The 7,709-nt window shown below is 68.8% G+C and carries 7 protein-coding genes and 1 other RNA gene; 4 read left to right on the top strand and 4 right to left on the bottom strand.

What is annotated here, in order from left to right; translation table 11 throughout:
• Positions 1-159 precede the first annotated feature (159 nt).
• Positions 160-798: an NUDIX hydrolase gene (locus HMPREF2826_RS06635; RefSeq protein ID WP_070640394.1), complete on the top strand. Its 639-nt coding sequence runs from the start codon at positions 160-162 to the stop codon at positions 796-798.
• Between the two features lie 20 nt (positions 799-818).
• Here the strand turns inward: HMPREF2826_RS06635 and HMPREF2826_RS06630 are convergent, their stop codons facing one another.
• A complete protein-coding gene (locus HMPREF2826_RS06630) occupies positions 819-2,216 on the bottom strand; it encodes a CCA tRNA nucleotidyltransferase (protein ID WP_070640393.1) in 1,398 nt (465 codons plus the stop codon).
• A gap of 149 nt (positions 2,217-2,365) precedes the next feature.
• Between HMPREF2826_RS06630 and HMPREF2826_RS06625 the strand changes: the two genes are divergently transcribed.
• Together HMPREF2826_RS06625 and HMPREF2826_RS06620 are read left to right on the top strand one after the other, a co-directional pair.
• Positions 2,366-3,715 carry a C1 family peptidase gene (locus HMPREF2826_RS06625; RefSeq protein ID WP_070640391.1) on the top strand — a complete coding sequence of 450 codons (1,350 nt, stop codon included), beginning with the start codon at positions 2,366-2,368 and terminating at the stop codon, positions 3,713-3,715.
• A 93-nt stretch (positions 3,716-3,808) separates the two neighbouring features.
• Positions 3,809-5,275, top strand: a complete 1,467-nt coding sequence (locus HMPREF2826_RS06620) for a C1 family peptidase (RefSeq protein WP_070640389.1) — start codon at positions 3,809-3,811, stop codon at positions 5,273-5,275.
• Positions 5,276-5,315: 40 nt separating this feature from the next.
• Here the strand turns inward: HMPREF2826_RS06620 and HMPREF2826_RS06615 are convergent, their stop codons facing one another.
• Positions 5,316-5,948: an IMPACT family protein gene (locus HMPREF2826_RS06615; protein ID WP_070640388.1), complete on the bottom strand. Its 633-nt coding sequence runs from the start codon at positions 5,946-5,948 to the stop codon at positions 5,316-5,318.
• Positions 5,949-6,128: 180 nt separating this feature from the next.
• Here HMPREF2826_RS06615 and rnpB point away from each other — a divergent pair.
• Positions 6,129-6,480: RNase P RNA component class A (gene rnpB, locus HMPREF2826_RS06610), an RNA gene on the top strand.
• A 214-nt stretch (positions 6,481-6,694) separates the two neighbouring features.
• On the opposite strand, the gene HMPREF2826_RS06605 is transcribed toward rnpB, so the two are convergent.
• Both HMPREF2826_RS06605 and HMPREF2826_RS06600 read right to left on the bottom strand, forming a co-directional pair.
• Positions 6,695-7,387, bottom strand: a complete 693-nt coding sequence (locus HMPREF2826_RS06605; RefSeq protein WP_070640387.1) for a DivIVA domain-containing protein — start codon at positions 7,385-7,387, stop codon at positions 6,695-6,697.
• Between the two features lie 75 nt (positions 7,388-7,462).
• Positions 7,463-7,705, bottom strand: coding sequence for a YggT family protein (locus HMPREF2826_RS06600; RefSeq protein ID WP_070640385.1), 243 nt, complete (start codon positions 7,703-7,705; stop codon positions 7,463-7,465).
• Between the last annotated feature and the right edge of the window lie 4 nt (positions 7,706-7,709).

Below are 7,709 nucleotides of genomic sequence, written 5' to 3'. Positions count from 1 at the left end.
AGATCACCAGTTCGAATCTGGTACGGGCTACCATCAGCGCGAGGCCGCCGTGAGGCGGCCTTTTTTGTCCCTTTCGAACGCCACCCGCACCGCGCGAGCACCCTTTTTCGCGCGCCGCTATACTGCGGCTCAAACGCCGATCTCGGTCAGGAGGCCGCCATGCGCCTGGACGCCCTGGACGTCGGAAGGCTCGTCACGCGAGGCCTGCGCCTTCTTGGGGACGAGGGCGCCGGGAGCGCCGCCGTCCTGGTGCCGCTCGTCCCCTCGCGCGAGGACGGGGGCTGGGACGTGGTGCTCGAGGTCAGGGCCGCCACGCTGGATGTGCAGCCGGGCGAGGTCTGCCTGCCGGGCGGAGCCGGAAAGCCCGGCGAGACGCCTCGCGAGACGGCCGTGCGCGAGACGGCCGAGGAGCTCCTGGTCGATCCCGGACGCGTTCACGTCCTCGCCTCGCTCGGCACGCTGCCGGGCCCGACCCCGCGACCCCTTCACGCCTTTGTCGGCACCATCGACGGCTATGACGGAAGCTTCGGCACAGACGAGGTCGCCTCGACGTTTCGCGTGCCTTTGGCGTGGCTCCTCTCGCACGAGCCGCGCCGCGAGCGCGTGGCGCTCAGGCGCAGCTTTGGGCCGGACTTCCCCTGGGAGCTGATCCCGGGGGGACGCTCCTACCCCTGGGGCGCCCGGGAGGACTGCATACCCTTCTACGAGACGGACCCAGTCATCTGGGGCGCGACGGCGCGCGTCCTCGACCGGCTGGCGCGAGCCCTCGCCCGCGGCGTTGACGAGAGGGTCGTCTGAGGCGCCAGGCCACGACGGGGCTAGCGGCGCCGGACCAGCAGCGAGAGGAGCGCCTCGCGGTTGTTGGCGACCTCGTCCGCGACGACGCGCTCGAGCAGGCCCGTCAGCGCCTCCCCCACCTGGGGCCCCGGGCCCGTCCCCAGCGCGTCCATGACGTCGGCGCCGCTCACGGCCAGGTCAGCGACGCGATAGCTGGAGCCGCGGGCCAGCTCGCGGCGGACGACGGCGGCGGTCTGGTCAAGCTCCACCGCGTAGGATGCCGCAGAGGCGACCTTTGACGCCGCGTCGGAGCGCATGAGGGTGAGAAGCGAGAAGACGAGCTCGGGGGCCCTGCCGGGACAGTGGCGGTCAAGATGCAGCAGCAGGCGCCGGACGGCCTTGGCCGAGGGGGCCACGCCATGGTCATGCAGGCGCACGAGGGTCCGGACCCCCTCGACGAGGTCGCCCGGCAGCGCATAGCGCCTGAGAAGGTGCTCGGTCATCTGGGCCCCGCGCTTGGGATGGCCAAAGAAGTGACCCCGCCCGCTGGCGTCCACGGTGAAGGTGAGGGGCTTGGCGACGTCGTGCAGCAGGGCCGCCCATCTCAGCTCCCTCGTGGCCATCCCCCCCGAGAACGCCTCGACGGAGCGGCAGACGCGGGCCGTGTGCTCGAGCACCGTGTAGGCGTGATAGGGGCTGCGCTGGTCAAAGCCCACGCAGGCGCGCAGCTCGGGCAGGGCGCGGCACAGGGGCCCCGTCTGCTCCAGGAGGGCCCAGGCCAGCCTGCCGCTCGTGACGATGCCGTCCAGCTCCTGGCCTATACGCTCCTGGGCTATGTCCGCGAGCCCGCCCGCGCAGCCGTCGAGCGCGCACTGGGTGGCGGGCTCGATCGCAAAGCCAAGGCGGGCGGCAAAGCGGAGCGCGCGAAGGACCCTGAGCGCGTCCTCCTCGAAGCGCCTGCGCGGCTCGCCGACGGCCCGAATGACCCCTCGAGCCAGGTCGTCCGCCCCGCCGAAGAGGTCGAGCAGGCCGCGGCGGGGATGGAAGGCCATGGCGTTGATGGTGAAGTCCCGACGTTCGAGGTCCCGGCGCACGTCCCGCACGAAGGTCACCTCGTCAGGGTGGCGATGGTCGCTGTAGCCCCCCTCGGTGCGGTAGGTGGTGACCTCGACGGGGGCACCCTCGACGACGGCCGTCACCGTGCCGTGCCGGGTGCCCGTCTCGTGCACCTCGACGCCCCGGGAGCGCAGGCACGTTGCCACCTGCTGCCATCGGGCGTCGGTGGTGACGTCAACGTCGTGCGACGGTGCTCCCCGCAGGGCGTCGCGCACCCAGCCCCCGACGACCCAGGCCTCGAAGCCGGCGGCCTCGAGCGCGTCCAGGACGACGAGGGCGGGCGTGGGAAGACGATAGAGGGGCGTTCGTGGCGCTGTGCTCATGAAGATCCTCCGCAGGCAGGCGGGAACAGTGGGGGCTGCGACCGTTTTCAGGAGTATAGGCCAATTGCATGCGGCCCCGGCACGAGGCAGGCCGGCAATGCTATGCTCAACGTGCAAAACGCCATGCACCTCGTCATGAAAGGACAGCTATGGACCAGGACAGGAGCGTCACCCCCGACGACCTCGCCGCCGCGCGCGCCGCCTTCGGCGCGCAGCGCGCCAACATCGTTGCCAAGAACGCCGCAAGCTCGGCCGGCATACGGGCGGCCGCCCGCGTGCCCGAAGGCGTCGCGAGCAACACCCTGCAGTTTGACATCGAGCTGACCCAGGGGGAGCGCACCGACCAGCAGCGCTCGGGCCGCTGCTGGATGTTTGCGAGCCTCAACACCATGCGCCAGCGCGTCATCGGCGCCCACAAGCTCAAGACCTTCGAGCTCTCGCAGGCCTATCCCCTCTTCTTTGACAAGCTCGAGAAGAGCAACTGGTTTCTCGAGAACATCCTCGACACGCTGGACGAGCCGCTCGACGGCCGCCTGATGGCCCACCTGCTCGCCGACCCCGTCGGCGACGGCGGCCAGTGGGACATGTTCAAGAGCCTGGTGAGGAAGTACGGCGTGGCGCCCAAGGAGTCCATGCCCGAGACGGCGTGCTCGCGCGACACGCGCGAGATGGACGCCTATCTTACCCGCTACCTGCGTGGGGCCGCCAAGCGCCTGCGCGAGACGGCCGCCTCCGGCGCCGACGCCGGCGACCTTACGGCCATGAAGAAGACCATGATGGCCGAGGTGTACCGCCTGCTCGTCATCTGCCTGGGAGAGCCCCCCGCGCGCTTTGACGTGCGCCTGCGCGACAAGGACGACAAACTCGTGCTCAGCGGAAGCTTTACGCCGCGAAGCTTTTTCGACGAGGTAGTGGGCATGGCCATCGACGACTTCGTCTCGCTGATCAGCGCCCCCACGGCCGACAAGCCCTTTGGTCGGAGCTTCACGGTGAGCCGCCTGGGCAACGTCTGGGAGGACCACAGCGTCCGTCACCTCAACCTCCCCGTCGCCAGGCTCAAGGAGCTGGCCGTCGCGCATCTGCGCGACGGGCTGCCCGTCTGGTTCGGCTGCGACGTCAGCCAGAGCTACCTCTCCTCTGAGGGCATCATGGACACCGCCTCCCTCGACGTGGACGGCCTCATGGGCTTTGCCGTTGAGGCGGCCCTCGACCGGGCGGAGCGCCTTGACTACGGCGAGTCCCTCATGACGCACGCGATGGTCTTCGAGGGGGTGCGCCTGGACGACGCCGGCAGCCCCGTCCTGTGGAAGGTCGAGAACAGCTGGGGCAAGGACCACGGTCGCGACGGGTTTGACACGCTCTCGGACAGGTGGTTCGACGAGTACGTGTATCAGGTCGTGGTGGACAGGAAGTATCTCACCGACGAGGAGCGCGCCGCCTACGAGGCCGAGCCCATCGTGCTCGAGCCTTGGGACCCCATGGGGTCGCTCGCACGCTAGACCAGACGACGGGCCCCGCCCCATGGGCGGGGCCCTCCTCTCGGCGCGCAGACGCGCGCCGACCCTGAGGTGATGCATGTGACAGGAGGACGCATGGCAGAGGGAAGCGTACGCACGGATTGGGCGGCACGACAGGGCGAGGCCTTCTCGGCCGAGAGGGCAAACAGGGTCGCTCGCAACGCGGTGACGTCCATGAACGTCATGGCGGCCGCCCGCGACGTCACGAAGATGCGCTCCTACCATGACAGCTTCGCTGTGAGCATCAGGCGGACCGGCGAGGTGACCTATCAGAGACAGAGCGGCCGCTGCTGGCTGTTTGCCGCCTACAACGTGGCGCGCCAGGCGACGATGCGCCTCCTGGACGTAAAGAGCGTCGAGTTCTCCCAGGCCTTCGGCATGTTCTATGACAAGCTCGAGAAGGCCAACGCCACCCTCGAGCGCGTCATCGAGACCGTGAACCTTCCCGACGACGCCCGCGAGGTCCAGCAGCTGATGGACGAGGGCATGGACGACGGGGGCTACATGCAGTTTGCCCTGAGCCTCATCGAGAAGTGGGGCATCGTGCCCAAGGACGCCATGCCCGAGACCGCCTGCAGCAAGGACTCATCCCAGATGAACGCCCAGCTCGGGCGCCTGGTGCATAAGGCCGCCAGCGAGATGCGCGCCCAGGGGGCGCAGCTCGGCGATTCGGCGGCGCTCAGAGCGACCAAGGCGTGCTACATGGAGGAGGTCTACCGGCTCCTCTGCGTCTGTTTGGGCGAGCCCCCCGCGCACGTGGACCTGACGCTCGCCGTCGGCCCGGCCTGCAAGGCCGACCCCGCGAAGATCGCCGTCGTCAAGCCCGACGACGACCGTGCCCAGGACGGCGAGGAGGAAGGCTCGGACAAGCCTCGACGCATCCTGCGTGACCCCCACATCACGCCGCGCGAGTTTGCCGAGCGCTACGTGCCCCTGGACCCCCGGGGCTTCGTGAGCCTGGTCTCCATCCCCTCAGAGCGCTTTCCCTTTGGGAAGGTCTACCGCGTGAGGCGCTGCGACTCCGTCATCGGCGGCATCAAGACGCGCTTTCTCAACGTGGCTCCCGAGGTCCTCGACCACGCGGCCGCCTCAAGCCTCCAGAAGGGACGTCCGGTGTGGATGGCCTGCGACGTCATGCAGCAGTTCCCCCGCCACATAGAGGACTACAGGCACGTCCTCTCCCCCGACGCCGTGGACGTGAGCGGCCTCTTTGGCGTGGACCTCTCCATGGATCGCAGCTCCATGGTAGATATCGGAGAGACGCGCCTCACCCATGCCATGTGTCTCCAGGGCGTGGAGCTTGACGCGGCGGGCGACCCCGTGGCCTGGCGCGTGGAGAACAGCTGGGGCAAGGATGCCGGCAAGGACGGCTACCTCGTCATGGACGCCGCCTGGTTCCACCTGTACGGCGGCGAGGTGGACGTGACGCGCGACCTCATCGATGACGAGCTGCTGGGCATATGGGACGACGAGTCACGCGACGTCGAGGTCGAGCCCTGGAGCGGGATGGGCCGCGCCCTGGGCGTCGGCGCCCGGGCGTAGGGCGACGCCCATGGGAGGCCCGGCCGCGCGCGCGGGCGGCTCATAGCGTTCCGAGGCGCGCCTCCCCCACCTGGCACACGTCGCGGCCGTTGGCCAGCTCGCTCAGGGCCGCGACGAAGCGCCCCTCCTGACCCGCACGAAAGACGTAGGTGACCTGCACGTCCTCAAAGAAGATCGCATCCTGCTCCCTGCCGTCGCACATAAGGGCCACATGCCGCGTCCGCTCGTAGGCGGCATAGGGGACGACGCAGGTCACGGGCACGACGAGTCCCTGGGTCACGAGGTCGCCCGCCTCTCGCGCCGCCGCGATCGAGCGCGCGGCGGCCTCGCCGTACGCCCGCGCGAGCCCTCCGGGACCCAGGAGCGTGCCGCCAAAGTAGCGAGTGACCACGCAGCACACGTTGGCGAGGCCCGCCCCTCGCAGCTGCTGGAGGATGGGCTGGCCTGCCGTGCGCTGGGGCTCGCCGTCATCCGAGCAGCGCTCGCGGCCGTCCGCCAGCGCCCATGCCCAGGCGTTGTGTCGCGCGTCATGACGGGCCGCTCGTACCTCCGCCACTCCACGCGTCGCGTCACGCTCGCCTCCGACCGGCACCAGCAGGCCGATGAACCGGCTACGCCGGTCCTCAAACTCCCCCCGTGCCCTCGCACCCGCACGTAACGTGCAAAAGGTCATGTCGCCTGGCGTCCCCTGCACCGTCGTCCCCCTCCTGTACGCCCGCCTGCGGCCAGCGCGCCCCGATTTGCCTGGGCGCTATCGTACGTTGTAAGGCCGCCCGGGGCAAACCTGAGGCTCGCCGCCGACGGGAGGCCGAGAGACGCGGCGGGAGCGCGACTGTGCTACAATCGCCATCGCGAAGTGGGCCAGGCGACCGCGGGACGCGTCAGCGTCATGAGGAAAGTCCGGGCTCCACAGGGCAGGAAGCTGGCTAACGGCCAGGCGGGGTGACCCGACGGAAAGCGCCGCAGAAAAGAAGACTCCCGCTGTCCTTTCGAGGATGAGAGAAAAGCTGAAACGGTGGTGTAAGAGACCACCAGCGCCCAGGCGACTGGACGGCTTGGCAAGCCCCTTCCGGAGCAAACGCAAATAGGAGCGCCATGGTGTGGCCCGCACCGCGCTCGGGTTGCGCGCTGGAGGGCGTCGGCGACGACGTCAGCAGATAAATGGCCGCCCACGACAGAACCCGGCTTATCGGCCCACTTCGCGATTCGCTCTTCTGCATGCGACGTACGCGCCCGCGCCTGCCGTCTCTTGCCTACAGATCCCCTGAGACCGCGCGTTTTCATCATTCAAGACGCACTCGGGACGAAAGAAGGCCCCCGCTTAGAGCGGGGGCCTGCGCTATCGGGACCCTCGGCGATCAGGCGCCCCTGCGACCTCGCACGGGGGCATCCCCCGCAAAGGCCCTGCTGGCATCGGCGCTAGTCCAGGTCGTTGAAGTTGGTGTCCGTGATGGGCGCAAAGGTCGTTGCATCGCTGTCGGTGACCGGCGCCGGCTGCGACGGGGGCACGGGGGCGACCGGGGCGGCGAGCGGGCTGGCGGGCGCGGACCCGTTGGGAACGTTCAGCGTCTTCTCGGGGAAGACGGAGTCGGCGTCGTCCATGAAGTGCTGGAGCAGCTTCTTGTACTCGCCGCGGAACTCCTCGCGGGACTGCTTCAGACGGTCGATCTCGTCCATCTCGGTCTGCTTCTCGGCCAGGGCCTGACGGATGACCTCGCGGGCCTTCTGGTCGGCCTCGCTGCGAATGGTGTCGGCGTTGGCGCGGGCGTCGGCGATGAGCCTGTCGGCGCTCTGCTGGGCGACGATGAGAACCTGTGAGATCTGGCGCTCGGAGGCGCTGATGCCGGCGTCCTGCGCATAGGAAGCCGGCGCGGGTGCAAACTCGGCGGCGCTCTCGCTCTGTCCCCGCAGCTGGGCGACCTGCGCCTGGGAGGCGGCCAGCTGCTGCTCGGTGGTCGTGAGACGTCCCTTGAGGTCGGCGATCTTCTTGATCATGGCGTCAACCTCGCTCGAGAGCTGGTCCAGGAAGGCATCGACCTCCTCGGTGCTGTAACCATGCTTCTTGGCCTCGGAGAACGTCATCGCCTCAATGTCTTCAGGAGTGATAGCCATCTTTCGTTCCTTTCAACGTTGTCCATGTGAGCTACGACAGTGGCCGCTACCACTGAACATAGTCTATCCCATATTTCACAGCAGGACGCGCTCCACGACCTGCAGCGCCACGATGGCGACCCAGGGAGAGACGTCAATGCCGCCCACGACGGGGACGACGCGCCTGAAGAGCCCGACATACGGCTCGACGATGGCGCTCAGGGCGCTGCGGAAGGCCTCGGTGGCCCCCCCGGGCCTGGCGGGAAGCCAGCTCATGATCGCCCAGACGAAGATCAACATCTGATAGGCGTCAAGCAGGCGTGCGAGCAGATGCAGCATTCCG

This window comes from Olsenella sp. HMSC062G07 (assembly GCF_001811895.1).
In the GTDB taxonomy this organism is placed as follows: domain Bacteria; phylum Actinomycetota; class Coriobacteriia; order Coriobacteriales; family Atopobiaceae; genus Olsenella_F; species Olsenella_F massiliensis.
The sequence above is the reverse complement of the archived record's forward strand: the minus strand, read 5'-3'. Positions and strand labels throughout refer to the sequence as shown.

Coding starts and splice junctions, on each gene's coding strand:
- HMPREF2826_RS06635 (WP_070640394.1), top strand. CDS start 160: ATGCGCCTGGACGCCCTGGACGTCGGAAGGCTCGTCACGCGAGGCCTG.
- HMPREF2826_RS06630 (WP_070640393.1), bottom strand. CDS start 2,216: ATGAGCACAGCGCCACGAACGCCCCTCTATCGTCTTCCCACGCCCGCC.
- HMPREF2826_RS06625 (WP_070640391.1), top strand. CDS start 2,366: ATGGACCAGGACAGGAGCGTCACCCCCGACGACCTCGCCGCCGCGCGC.
- HMPREF2826_RS06620 (WP_070640389.1), top strand. CDS start 3,809: ATGGCAGAGGGAAGCGTACGCACGGATTGGGCGGCACGACAGGGCGAG.
- HMPREF2826_RS06615 (WP_070640388.1), bottom strand. CDS start 5,948: ATGACCTTTTGCACGTTACGTGCGGGTGCGAGGGCACGGGGGGAGTTT.
- HMPREF2826_RS06605 (WP_070640387.1), bottom strand. CDS start 7,387: ATGGCTATCACTCCTGAAGACATTGAGGCGATGACGTTCTCCGAGGCC.
- HMPREF2826_RS06600 (WP_070640385.1), bottom strand. CDS start 7,705: ATGCTGCATCTGCTCGCACGCCTGCTTGACGCCTATCAGATGTTGATC.